General features: G+C 63.7%; 13 protein-coding genes and 1 pseudogene. 2 read left to right on the top strand and 12 right to left on the bottom strand.

The genetic code is table 11. The features are described from left to right. The 11 genes from VFH65_RS11215 to VFH65_RS11165 all read right to left on the bottom strand — a co-directional run. Positions 1–967: hypothetical protein (locus VFH65_RS11215; RefSeq protein WP_353321466.1), on the bottom strand; the 967-nt coding region annotated here is incomplete at its 3' end. Further along, entirely contained in the window at positions 954–1,742 is a 789-nt protein-coding gene (locus VFH65_RS11210; protein WP_353321465.1) for an ESX secretion-associated protein EspG, read from the bottom strand. The genes VFH65_RS11210 and VFH65_RS11215, both read right to left, overlap by 14 nt. A 90-nt stretch (positions 1,743–1,832) precedes the next feature. Beyond that, positions 1,833–2,120: a hypothetical protein gene (locus tag VFH65_RS11205; RefSeq protein ID WP_353321464.1), complete on the bottom strand. Its 288-nt coding sequence runs from the start codon at positions 2,118–2,120 to the stop codon at positions 1,833–1,835. 18 nt (positions 2,121–2,138) lie between these two features. Continuing rightward, the gene (locus VFH65_RS11200; RefSeq protein WP_353321462.1) at positions 2,139–2,408 is read right to left on the bottom strand and encodes a WXG100 family type VII secretion target; all 270 of its coding nucleotides are present in this window, start codon (positions 2,406–2,408) and stop codon (positions 2,139–2,141) included. A 74-nt stretch (positions 2,409–2,482) separates the two neighbouring features. Beyond that, positions 2,483–3,295 (bottom strand): ESX secretion-associated protein EspG, encoded by an 813-nt coding sequence (locus tag VFH65_RS11195; protein ID WP_353321460.1) that lies wholly within the window; start codon positions 3,293–3,295, stop codon positions 2,483–2,485. Then, entirely contained in the window at positions 3,292–4,395 is a 1,104-nt protein-coding gene (locus VFH65_RS11190; RefSeq protein WP_353321458.1) for a PPE domain-containing protein, read from the bottom strand. The genes VFH65_RS11195 and VFH65_RS11190 overlap by 4 nt, the downstream gene beginning before the upstream one ends. Before the next feature lie 57 nt (positions 4,396–4,452). Further along, a complete protein-coding gene (locus VFH65_RS11185) occupies positions 4,453–4,746 on the bottom strand; it encodes a PE domain-containing protein (protein ID WP_353321456.1) in 294 nt (97 codons plus the stop codon). Positions 4,747–4,770: 24 nt separating this feature from the next. Next, entirely contained in the window at positions 4,771–5,817 is a 1,047-nt protein-coding gene (locus VFH65_RS11180) for a hypothetical protein (protein WP_353321455.1), read from the bottom strand. 256 nt (positions 5,818–6,073) lie between these two features. Continuing rightward, a complete protein-coding gene (locus tag VFH65_RS11175; RefSeq protein WP_353321453.1) occupies positions 6,074–6,358 on the bottom strand; it encodes a hypothetical protein in 285 nt (94 codons plus the stop codon). A gap of 530 nt (positions 6,359–6,888) precedes the next feature. Beyond that, positions 6,889–7,245: a YbaB/EbfC family nucleoid-associated protein gene (locus VFH65_RS11170; RefSeq protein WP_353321451.1), complete on the bottom strand. Its 357-nt coding sequence runs from the start codon at positions 7,243–7,245 to the stop codon at positions 6,889–6,891. Then, positions 7,242–7,559: a hypothetical protein gene (locus VFH65_RS11165; RefSeq protein WP_353321450.1), complete on the bottom strand. Its 318-nt coding sequence runs from the start codon at positions 7,557–7,559 to the stop codon at positions 7,242–7,244. Before VFH65_RS11165 ends, VFH65_RS11170 begins: the two co-directional genes overlap by 4 nt. 189 nt (positions 7,560–7,748) lie before the next feature. On the opposite strand from VFH65_RS11165, the gene eccA reads away from it, so the two are divergent. Beyond that, positions 7,749–9,566: a type VII secretion AAA-ATPase EccA gene (gene eccA / locus VFH65_RS11160; protein WP_353321448.1), complete on the top strand. Its 1,818-nt coding sequence runs from the start codon at positions 7,749–7,751 to the stop codon at positions 9,564–9,566. 47 nt (positions 9,567–9,613) lie between these two features. After that, positions 9,614–10,600, top strand: a pseudogene (locus VFH65_RS11155) (MinD/ParA family ATP-binding protein); the annotation flags it as partial. Here VFH65_RS11155 and VFH65_RS11150 read toward each other — a convergent pair. Beyond that, positions 10,594–11,055 (bottom strand): Ohr family peroxiredoxin, encoded by a 462-nt coding sequence (locus VFH65_RS11150; protein WP_414688397.1) that lies wholly within the window; start codon positions 11,053–11,055, stop codon positions 10,594–10,596. The pseudogene VFH65_RS11155 and the gene VFH65_RS11150 sit on opposite strands and share 7 nt — an antisense overlap. Positions 11,056–11,097: the final 42 nt, after the last annotated feature.

Raw genomic sequence — 11,097 nt, 5'->3', positions numbered from 1 at the left:
AGACCGCTGCTGAGTTGACGAAATTTCCGGCGTCGAACAGCATGACCAAGTCACCCACCTTGGCGATCTTCTTGTTCATGAGGTAGACGAGGTTCACGCAGAAGTCAGACACCGTCAGATGCCCGAATTGTGCGGCGAATGAATGCAGGCCGGGCGTGGGCCGGAGGCCGGATTGCTTTGCGAGGGTGTCCGTGACGGCACTCGGCTCGATGAATGAAGGAGCCCACCAATCGATCTCGTCTGGATCAAGCCCTACGCGTTCGTAGCATTCAGTTACCGTGCCGACGGCGGTCTGGAAACTGGCCATCGCGTTATCCGCGGCTACCCCCGGATGGCGTCGCTCATAGGCTTCGAACCTGGCGATCCAATCCGCTAGCGCCGGAAACGACGGATCGTCGATTCCTAGGTCCGCCCTGCCGCGCATCATGTCGGCCGACGGATTGTATGAACGCGCCGCAGCGGACAATATTCGCGCGAAGCCTTCATTCCTGTTCAGCACAGTGCAGAAGGCGCTATCGCCCATCAGCGAGCCCTCGGTCGCCGGGCTCGCTGCGTACTCATACCGGTCGAAGAAGAAATTGCTATCGCCGCCCGTCACCATCGCGTAGTCCCCGGCCCAGCCCGCGTCGAGCACCGCGTCGGCAAGCATCACGCCGTACAGCCCACCGGAACAGAACTGTCGGATCTCGGTGGCGGCACCCGCAGACTCTCCGCCGAGGACGGACTGTTGGAGTGAATTTTGTATGGGCCAGAAGTGCTCGCCTTGGTACAAGGAACCACAATGGAATGACGCGGCCATGCTGTCCGCGGCCTCGGACAGCACCGAGGGGTCGATCTGTCGTGCGGCCAGCTCCACCATTTCGTGCACGGACAGCATTTCGGATGGTGCACTCGAAAGATGCTTCGGGCGACCATCGGTATCCGTGCCGCTCGGCACGTAGGCTGAAATCGCGCTAAGAAACGCCATTGAAGTCTCGGTTTGATTTTGTTGCCGCCGAAAGCTTTTCCGTCGACTTCAGCTGGAGGTTCTCGACCTTCTTGAAGGTGTCCAGAAGGTTCGGGACGGTGGCGGGAATGATCTGAAACGCGTGTGTGCCTTCATTTACCACGTATGCTCCGTCGTCCTCCACGTTCACCAGCGTCAGATAGTTGGCGTTCCGAAGTTCATAGTCCCGCGTGAAATCGGCGGAGCCGCCCAGGAGTATGGAAGCAATGATTCTCGAGTCGCGGAAGAACTCCGCCGGCGACGCGTCCTCGAGCTGCGTATCCTCACGTGGTTTGTTTCCAGGCTTGTAGTCGGGTAAGGCTTCCAGAACCACTTGCGGAAAGTCGACGTTTACGCAGCCGATGATCTGGATGTCTTCGCCGAATATGGTCTGCTCACTGGGATCCTGCGTGATGACAGCGCAGTATCCCGTTGTCCCGATCACGCCGAACAGTCGATAGGGCCGTTCGGCGGCGCCGTACCCGATGCGCCCGAATCCCAACATCACGAAGGCCGGGAACCGCAGCGCTTCGAGGATGCGCACGCGATTCTGCGTGAGATCTGCACGCTGGCGGGCAAGTGCAGCCCGTCTGTCGGCCTCCGCTTCCGACATGTATGTGTGGTGCCGGTCCCGATAGGCGAGCGGAAATGGGAGGTGGTCGAGGCCCAGTGCTTCCCAAACGCATCTGAAGTCGAACCCGCTCATGAACCATGGCTCGACGTCGTGGCGCAGCGGCGCCACATCATCGGTGATCATGCCGACCCGCCTCTCTGATGCCGAAACTGCGGCCAGAGCGTCCGACGTTCGGAACCTGTAGCGCTGGCCGCAGTTTCGACGCGCGACGTACTAGAAGCCGCCGGCAAGGTGCGCGTCGAGCACAGCGGCGTCTTCCTGCGACTGGTTGCCACCCTGCCGAGTTTGGGTGATCTCGGTGAGAACCGCGTCCATCTGGTTCAAGATGATCGTCTGCTGCTCGTGCAGCTTCGTAGCGGCGTCGCCTTCATAGACGGTCATCAGCGCGGCGAAGACCTGGTTGACTTCCTCGCGCATCGCTTGTGCGTCGTTGGTCGCGCCCTGGATGTCGTCCAGAGACGCGTAGTTGGCGCCGTACTGGTAATTGATGGTACCGCTCATAGTCAAAGTCCTTTCGTTCTACTGGGTGTCGTGGGCGACCAGCGTTTGGATGTCCGACTTGCCCTTGTCGACAATCGTCTGCAGGTTGTTGAGGACCGTGTTGAAGTCCTCGTGGTGCTGGCCCATGATCCTGCTGAACGTCGCTGCCCTGCCGCCCTGCCAGGAGCTGGCGCACATGGTCGTGGTGCTGTCGAGGATCCTGTCGGCCAGCCTGCGGACATCGATCATCTCGTTGTCAATCTGATTGATCTTGGCCTGAGCTTCGTCTGGTGTAAGACTGAGCGCCATAACTACCTCTCATGTCAGATCCGGCGGGAATCGCCGGGCGGTCGTTGAGAATTCGCGAGGAGGGCTGTGTATTTCTAGAACTCCTCCCATCTCTCGGTGGAAAGCTCGACAAGCTGGCGGACGGCCTGCTTGATGGCGTGGTCGGAACCCGCCTTCAGAGTGGTCCACAACTGGCCGCTTGGTGAGGCGCTGGGCGCGCCGACGATGCGCCCACGCTTCGTATAGAACACGCCGACCGCGGCGGGACAGCGCGAGATCAGGTCTGCGTCAGCGTCGAGCGCGTAGTACACGATCTCGGCGAAAGCCAGCCGTGTGGCGAGCGCCGAGCCGAGCAGCATCGCTGTGCGTGGCTCGGCCCCCAGCGCTCGAATGCGATCCGAGAGCAGCGCCGCATCATGGGTACCGGACAACGCCTCGCTGGCGGCATCCAATGGCGCGCCCACCGGACTGATTTCTGCGGTCGGGGCCGCGGGTAGGTGACGCACCAGCGCCTGGGCTGCCGCGGCCAGCGTCGCCTCGCCTTCAATCACTTCCAGAAGAACTTCGTTGGCGACCCGCCGTGCCGAGATGCACTGCGCGCCTTGACGTACGACCGCGACTCCGGCGATGCCTTCAGGGGTGACAAGACGCATCGCCAGCTCCCGATCGGGTCGTTGCAGCGCCCGCAGCAGGCTCGCGAGCTCGGGTGTCGCCTCCCCGTCGTGGATCAGTCCCCGGGCGGTCAGGGCACGGGTGGCACGATCGGCCGCCTCAAGAAGGGCGGTCTCGGTGCTGTGGCGCGGCCGCATGCCCAGGACGACGGGCAGCGCCTGGACTCCCACTCGAGACGCCATGACCTGCAACTCGTCGTCGGTGACGACGAAACGTGGTGTGAGCGTGGCAGTCACAGATTCAGCTCCCGGTCGACGCCGATAACCGGGGGTGACACCCAGCGGTCGTCCACTTGTTCAAGTGCGCGCTCGGGCTCCTCGGCGAAGCCCTCGACCGCAGGCTCTTCGGGCGCGGCAAGTTCGTCGAAGACGGCGGTCTCGGGACCCCAGCTGACGCTGGACACCATGAACGGCGCGTCGTTCTGCCCGGTTGACGGCAGCCAAGCCTGCCCCGAACTCGACAGGCCCGCCCCGGGCTCGCCGGCGCCGTCGAGTGACGAGGCGGGCTGGGTCGATTCGTAGCCGTGGTTCTGATCGCGACCCATCGCACCCATCGGGGCAAAGGGCGCGTAGGGGGCGCCGCCCATCCCCGCGGCTCCGGAAGCCCCTCCGGCAGAGGCAAATCCGGTGTTCTTGAGGTTCTTCGGGTCGGCGCTGGACTGGATTCCCTGAGCCAGCATCGGTGCCAGCGGCATCGGCGCCGTGCCGGCACCACCCGCGCCGCCCCCGGCAGAGCCACCGCCACCGCCGGCTGCTTCGCCCTGACCGTTTTGTTCGGCCGCTAGTGCATTCCCCTTTGACACTTGCGGGGGTGGGGGCTGCTCCCATGGCTGCGCCAGATGCGAGACGGCCTCCTCGTATTGGGTCATGACGGCGGCCGCATTGGCCTGATTGGCGGTGGCGGCTTGGTCGAATTCGGCGAAGCGGCCGGTGAGCACTGCGCCGTTGTAGGCGGCCAGTGAGGCCATCATGTCCTGAGCGGCCTTGGCCTCGATCGCCTCGGAGACACTGGGCATCGCCATTACGGCAACCGTGTTGGCGACGGCGGCCTCTTCCGCCCGCTGGCCGTTCGCCGCGGCGCTAAGGCTGACGGCCTGCAGCCATTTGCCGAATTCTTCCAGACGTTGAGCCGCCGCGTTGGAGGCCTGGCTTTCCCATACGGTCCGCAGCCGCGCCAGGAGCCTATCGAAATCAATTGACACACTGGCAAGTTCGTTGGCCACCCGCACCCAGGCGGCACCGGCGTTGCCTACCGAGGATGGTCCCGGACCGTCGATGAGGTCACGCGCCAGTTGCTCTGTGCTGCGCGATGCCCACACAACGTTGGTGAAAGCCAAGCTGCGACCTCCGTCTGGCAATCAGTTTCGGGTGACCTACGGGTGCCCGTGCCACGGCTAGTCGATGAAGTCGTCTGACGCCGCGACGTTGTTCGAATGGCCGCGCAATGTTGCTGCAACTTCGTGCATCTCGCCGAGGCCTTGGTCGGCGGCCGTACCGAACTGAGTGTGAACTTCGTTAAGAGTGCTCGCGACTCGCTGGGACACTTCATCGCGGCCAGAGGCGGTCACGGTGAGATTGGCTGCCTCGTCCTGCATTACACGTTGGACGCGACCGGCGAGTTCGTCGAGCTGACGGGTGACCTCCAGCACCTCGGCGGGCTGGATCGACATTCCGGCGCTATCGGCCATTGCTGTTCTCCTTGAGTTGAATAACTAGATCCGGAGTTCGACGTCCGGAGGTTCGTTGGGATCGGCCTCTCCGAGGACTGGGGGCGCCGCGGTGCCGAGATCCCCGACGACCTCGCCGCCTTGGTCGGTGGTGTGAAGGAATGACGCAGCCGTGTGGCTGTTCGACGAAGAGTTCGCTCCGTGACCGGCCATTGGTGCGTAGGGCGCGCCCATCATGCCCGAGCCTGCCGCTCCGACGGCAGCGCCGGTGGCCCGCACACCTGGTTGAGCCGAGGCAGTTTCCGGTTGAACCATCAGCGAGGTCGGTATCGACCGCGATGCAAGGGTTCCGAGGCCGCCGCCTCCGCCACCCCCTGCACCGGTTCCCGCCCCTCCGGGGCGGGGGCCGACCGCACCGGCGGCTGCCGCACCGGCGGGATCAACGGGTTTCTGCGCCGCCGCTTGGCTTGCCGCGGACGCCGCCCCTGTGCCCGCTTGGATACCTGCCTGCGCACCCTTGGTGGCCATCGACATCAGGGGTGAAAGCATGCCTGCCATCGAAGAACTAGCCATCTCTGGAGCAGCGGTGACCTCCACGGGCGCTCCGGCCGCGGTCACCTGTGCGGCCTCCGTTCCCAACGAACTTTGCAGTTCGGTCATCACTTCGGCCGTCATGGCGATGGCCTTGGTAGCGGCCGCGATCGCGGCGGCCCACCCCCACGGAAAGATGATGTTGGGGCCGATCGCCGCCATGGTGGCCTGGAATTCAGTAATGATCGCGATCAGCCGCACCCGAGCCTGCTGAACATTGGCGGCCGCCGCCTCCAGGCTCGCGCGCAGCGCGTCGGACTGCGCACCGACCTCGGCGCCGTTGGCGATCGCCTTGGCGGTCTTGGAAGCTGCGGCCGTGCTTGACTCGCCCTGCCACGAGTCCTCCAGCGAGCCCACTGATTTCCCTAGCGAGCCGCCGGTGGACTGGAAAGCCTGGGCGATGCCCTGGAACATCGTTGTCGGGTCGACGCCCTCGAAGAGGCCGGACCCCAACGTGCCGAGCGCGTCGGTGACGGGACTGATCAGCGCGCTTGGATCCATTGGACTGGCCTGCGGTTGGGCGGCCTCGGGCTGCGCTTCTGGCGGCCGCTCGCCCTCCGCAGGTTTCTCATCAGCAATTGGAGGCAAGCCAAGACGTGCAAGAATTTCTTTGACTGGCAAATTCAGAAAGTCTTGCAGACTTTGCTCTTGAGCAGCGATGACCGGCGCTGAATCGTAGCCGGGGACGTACTGAGCTAGCTGACCCGTCGGATTGACCGGAGCCGGAGGCAAAAGCGCGGCCATCGGTGCGGCCGTGCTAATCGCTGTCGGCGGCGACGACGGCCGACTTGGAGGCGCTGGTCGCGCAGCCGATGCCGGCGTGCACTCCGCCGACAAGCAACGTCCCCGCCAAATTGCTTGCCTGGGCTGGCCCGTAGGCCGCCAGGTAGAGGGCGCCGATCGGCCCGAGCGCGGCTGCTGCGGCGTTGAGCATCGCGGCGGAGTCGGCCGATCCGACCGTTGTGATCGCCGTTGACGCGGCTTCGTTGGCGGCGGTAAATGCCTCCATGCCGCTAGGAACCGCGGCAAAAACGTCACTCATCGTGCTAATACCTTCCCGGCTCGGTGTTAGCGCTGCGTCTGGTCCAGACGAATAAAACTATAACTGTGAACATGCTTGGCAGCTAACTCTTTTTGATCGCAAATGTGGGTTTGCGGAATGGTCAGTACGATAATTGACGTGCTGTCAAATTGCTGAGTAAATATTTTGCGAATAGCCCGGCGTCATTTCCTGATTACATTGTCGGCAACGACTGTCTCGTGCGATCGCTGCTGACCCGCATAGCAGCTCGCGTTTCCAACCTTGCCCCGAGCCCGTACGAGTCGCTGACCGGCTAACCGGTGAAGGCGGATCATTAGCCCATCGTGCATGACAACGGCAGGATCATCGGCGACTCATGGGGTGCGCGGTGTCTCGCAGCACACTGTCCGCGTCGCCCGGCGTCCTGAAAGTTGTTCACCGAGACCAAAATTCACGTGCAACTTCGGCAAATATCAGTGGGGCGGCCCGACCTGCTGGGATCCTGCTACGCATACCACATGAGCAAACCGTCGCCGAGCGACAGCGAAATGTTATGTCACGTCCGGCTCGAAAGTTGTGCCGTCCCAGCGGTTCAACGGCGTCTGCTTAAGATCCTGCAACCGGCTGCTGAACTCTTGTGTCAGGTACTTTTGTCGGTCCGCCGCCACCCCCGCAGCGGCCCGGGCGGTCTCGACGATGAGTTTGGCCAACGCTTCGGCGCCCAATGCGTGGGCGCCGGGACCGAGCGAAAGTCCCGTCATCGCACCCAAGCCGTCCACCTCGACACTGACGTTCTGGTCTCGGCTCGTGACGCGCGCCGAGATCGACTTGCAGTGGTCATCCATCGCAGCCATCAGATGGCGCTGCTTGATGATGCGGGCGATCAGCGAGTCGGCGAGCCCGGTCACACGGACCTCATCCAGGTAGGCGGCAGGTCGTCGTCGTCGCCGAACGCGTCGGTTTCCGCGCTGGTCAGATCCTCCTCGGTCGCCAGGTTCAGGCCGCGGATAACCTCTGCGCTGAAACCCTTTTCGGCCAGTTCGAGCCTGTGCGCGACCTGGGCTCGGGCGGCTGACAAACGGCATAGCGCCATGATGTCGCGCGCCAGCTGTTCAGGCGGCTTCTTCAGCTCGACGTCGTCGAGGCGTAGTGCGACCGGAAGGCCGCGTTCGGTCGTGACGACCGAGATCGTTCCGCGGCGTGATTGCACCGGCTGCGACATCTCCGGCCTCCTCGCGGATCTGCGGCGGCCACCGAGCTTGAGCAACGGCAGCCTGTTGCAAGCGTCAACTTAGTACAATCGCGGGCGTCCGTTCAGTGTCTGGCGGGACGGAAGAGTGTGCGAATCACTCGTGAAGACCGCAATTCTTGACGGTATTCCACTGCGCAGTGAGGAGACGGGTCACCACCGATGAGTGGCACCAGTGAAGCGCAACGAGTGTTCGACGCGGGCGTCCTGTCGCTCGGCATTCCCATCGACGGGCTGGAGACGGAGCGCGATACGCAGTACGCGGCGTTGGCCTTCAAGCGGGCCACCGAATACGACCCCGACATGTGCGACGCCTGGTTGGGCCGCGCTGCCGCTGGCGACACCAGCCCGGAGGTCATCTATCACTTGTACCGGACCAGCAAGATCTCGGTGTTCCGCGAGCAACGCCGGCTGGGCCTTCCGCCCCGCGTACTGAGTGGACGCTTCCAGACTGGCCTGTACTTGGATTACCCGTTGAGCACCAAGACGGAGATGTGGCTTGCCTATGCGGCAAGCATGATCGGCGCGAAGGACTTCGACGAAGCCGAGCAGGTCCTCGACGAGTTGGGCAAGCTGCGCGCCGCGATGCCCGACGGTGACGAAGCATCCGCCCAGATTTGCGCCTACATCCGCGGGGTGCTGCACTTCACCACGCAGCGCTGGCCCGATGTGCTGACCGCGCTGAGTAATTCGGCGTCCTTCACCGACGAGTACATCGGCGCCGGTGCACACCTCATGGTGGGTTCGGCGTGCGCGCAGATGGGATTGTTCGGGGAAGGGATCCGCCGGCTGGATCAGGCGATCGAAGGGCCAATCCCGGCGGCACGCAGGGCCGCCGAGTTCTGCAAAGGCTTGACGCTGCGCGAGATGGGCAATGAGCAAGACGCGCGGGTCATCTTCGAGCGGATCTACAGCGAGGAGCCCGGTTTCGAGGCGAACGCCGCAGCGCTGAAAGACCCCAAGTACCGTCTGATCATCACATCGAAGGAGATGATCGACTCGCGCACCAACCGGTGGGATCCGTCCAGCGCGCCCAGCGCCGAGGATCTCCTCGGCGACGACCTCTCCGAACGCGGCAACGAGTACCTGCGTGCGGCGCAGCAGGAGTTGGACCGGCAGATCGGCTTGTCGGAGGTCAAACTGCAAGTCGCCAAACTGAAGTCGGCGGCGATGCTGGCAAAGGTACGCGGCGACAAGGGTCTCAACTCGGCGTCTCGCAGCCTGCATTTGGCGTTCACGGGGCCGCCAGGTACCGGCAAGACCACCATCGCCCGTGTCGTGGCCCAGACCTACTGCGGGCTGGGATTGCTGCGGACTCCCAACGTCGTCGAAGCCAAGCGCCATGACTTCGTCGGACAGCACCTGGGTAGTACCGCGATCAAGACCACCGCACTGATCGACTCTGCGATGGACGGAGTGCTCTTCATCGACGAGGCGTACACCTTGATTCAAACCGGACTGTCGGGCGGCGACGCGTTCGGGCGGGAAGCGGTCGACACGCTGCTGGCCAGGATGGAGAACGACCGTGACCGCCTGGTCGTGATCATCGCCGGATACGACGCCGAGATCGACCGGTTCCTGGCATCCAATGAAGGTCTGGCATCCCGGTTCTCCAAACGGGTCCGGTTCGCTTCGTACAACCCGCTGGAGTTGGGCGACATCGGCCGCCTGATCGCGAAATCTCGGGACTCCGACCTGTCGGACGCGGCCTACGAGGAACTCGTGTCGACGTGCACCGTCCTGTGTCAAGGTGAGGCGCTCGACTCCGCAGGCAACGTACGGCCGAACATCGACCTTGCCGGCAACGGGCGGTTTGTGCGCAACGTCATTGAAGCCGCCGAAGAAGAGCGCGAATACAGGCTCAGCGAGAGCCACGGCGCAAACCTGCAAGAGCTCGATGAGGCCCAATTGATGCGCATCGAACTTTCCGATATGCAGGCGGCGCTCAAACAGGTGCTCGGCATGGTCACCCCGAACTGACGAGGGAAGCAAGCATGACTGAGAAAATTGACGACACGGGGCCACTGCACGTGCCGGAGTCGACTCCATTCACCAATGCCGCCCCTGGCGCGGTGACCAGGCCGCACGCACAGTTGCCGACAAGCGGAGAGCTGGGACTGGTCCGTAACCCGCCGCTGCCACATACGGGCTGGCGCAAAGCTGTCCACCGTGTAACGGGTTACAACCCAGGTGAATCGGCTAAAGAAGCCGGCTACAGGACGCTACTTGACCGCGTGAACCAGCCTGTCCGCGGAGCCTTCAGCGTGGCGGTCTTATCCCAGAAAGGCGGCGTCGGCAAGACCACCATCACCGTAGGGCTGGGTGCCACGCTCGCGGCAGTGCGCGGTGACCGGGTCATCGCGGTTGACGCCAACCCCGATTTCGGAACCCTGGCCCAGCGTGGACCCGACGAGGTCCACTCCACCGTGCGCGACGTGTTGCTCGACCAGCACATCACTCGCTACTCCGACATGCGTCGACACACCTCTCAAAGCTCCAGCCGACTGGAGATCCTGGCTTCCGAACGTGATCCGGCAACGTCGGAAGCATTCTCGGAGGCGGACTATCGCGGCGTGCTGCGCGTATTGCAGCGCTTCTACAACATCATCATCACCGATTGTGGCACCGGGCTGGTTCACTCCGCGATGGCCGGGGTGCTCGACGAAGCCGACGTGATCCTCATCGTGGCGTCACCGGCTGTCGACTCGGCTCGCAGCGCTCTGGCAACTCTGGATTGGCTTGACCGCCAAGGGTATTCGCACTTGGTGCCGCGAGCAACGGTGGTGGTCAGTGCTTCACGCCCAGGTGACCTCGGACTCGACATGAACCAGTTGGCCCGCCATTTTCTGCAGCGCGTGCGCGCCCTGCACGTCATCCCGTTCGACGATCACCTCGCCGAGGGATCTGAGGTCGACCTCGAGCTGCTCAGCCGTCAAGCGCGCCAGGCGTTCCTAGAACTGTCCGCGACCGTCGCCGATAGCTTCTCCACGATCCGCACTACAACCCGTTACTGATCGACCGGCGTTCCGTTCACGGTCAGGCGGACAGCGATATTTCCGCGGGTGGCCTTCGAGTAGGGACAGAATTCATGCGCGGTACGGACGAGCTGTGCGGCCAACGCCGGATCGGTGATCGAGGGCAAAGTCACGTCGAACTCGACACCGAGCTGGAAGTCGGCTGGGCCGGCTTCCGCCGCAGGCAGCATCAGCATCACCCGAGCGTCGATCGTCGCGTCGGCAACGAATTTCGCCGAGATCTTGTTGCGATGTGCGGCGGTGGCCAGCGTCGCCTCGAAACACGCTGCCCAACCGATCGCCAGTAATTGCTCGGGATTCGCTCCTTCGCCCCGTCCGCCCAGCTCGGCAGGCATTCGCAGCGTCAGGTCGAGCAGTCCGTCAGTGGTGCGTCCGCGGCCGTCGATCCGCCCGCCGGTCACAGTCGCTTCCGCGGTGTAAATCGCCTTCAGCATTGCCCGTCCTTCCGTGCCGGCCTCACTCTTGCATACCGTGGG

Origin of the sequence: Mycobacterium sp. (assembly GCF_035697385.1) — a bacterium.
Taxonomy (GTDB): Bacteria; Actinomycetota; Actinomycetes; order Mycobacteriales; family Mycobacteriaceae; genus Mycobacterium.
Note: the sequence above shows the minus strand (reverse complement) of the source record. Positions and strands in the feature narration are given on the sequence as shown.

What these genes read in the sequence shown, in the direction of transcription:
- VFH65_RS11210 (WP_353321465.1), bottom strand. Translation starts at nt 1,742, where the DNA reads ATGATCACCGATGATGTGGCGCCGCTGCGCCACGACGTCGAGCCATGG.
- VFH65_RS11205 (WP_353321464.1), bottom strand. Translation starts at nt 2,120, where the DNA reads ATGAGCGGTACCATCAATTACCAGTACGGCGCCAACTACGCGTCTCTG.
- VFH65_RS11200 (WP_353321462.1), bottom strand. Translation starts at nt 2,408, where the DNA reads ATGGCGCTCAGTCTTACACCAGACGAAGCTCAGGCCAAGATCAATCAG.
- VFH65_RS11185 (WP_353321456.1), bottom strand. Translation starts at nt 4,746, where the DNA reads ATGGCCGATAGCGCCGGAATGTCGATCCAGCCCGCCGAGGTGCTGGAG.
- VFH65_RS11180 (WP_353321455.1), bottom strand. Translation starts at nt 5,817, where the DNA reads ATGGATCCAAGCGCGCTGATCAGTCCCGTCACCGACGCGCTCGGCACG.
- VFH65_RS11175 (WP_353321453.1), bottom strand. Translation starts at nt 6,358, where the DNA reads ATGAGTGACGTTTTTGCCGCGGTTCCTAGCGGCATGGAGGCATTTACC.
- VFH65_RS11165 (WP_353321450.1), bottom strand. Translation starts at nt 7,559, where the DNA reads ATGTCGCAGCCGGTGCAATCACGCCGCGGAACGATCTCGGTCGTCACG.
- eccA (WP_353321448.1), top strand. Translation starts at nt 7,749, where the DNA reads ATGAGTGGCACCAGTGAAGCGCAACGAGTGTTCGACGCGGGCGTCCTG.
- VFH65_RS11150 (WP_414688397.1), bottom strand. Translation starts at nt 11,055, where the DNA reads ATGCTGAAGGCGATTTACACCGCGGAAGCGACTGTGACCGGCGGGCGG.